The organism is Rhizobium sp. SVR5-9E (assembly GCF_056755095.1).
The window spans coordinates 1-233 of sequence record NZ_JBNDHS010000778.1 but is presented as its reverse complement, the minus strand read 5'-3'; the positions used below and the strand labels follow the sequence as shown (position 1 = coordinate 233).

At 46.8% G+C, this 233-nt stretch carries 1 protein-coding gene; it reads left to right on the top strand.

Annotated features, from left to right (window positions below; genetic code table 11):
- The coding region (locus ACPYOJ_RS36955; protein WP_481420625.1) for a hypothetical protein at positions 1 to 233 on the top strand (233 nt) is incomplete at both ends.

Sequence of the window (233 nt, the reverse complement as noted above, 5' to 3'; positions counted from 1 at the left end):
GACAGATCAAGGGTGTGACCACCGCTATGCAGGAAGCCTTTACCGAACCCAAACCGGGTACTATACCGATAGGACCTGGTTCCGGAAATACACTGCTCAAATTCAACGAAGACAGCAACTGGCTCATCGCCAGCAATTTCGGTATATTAAATGCAGGAACCAAAGACAAACCTGTATGGACTCTGGATATGCAGGTGGTATTTAACGATCCTAATCTTTATGGCCCTGTCTCT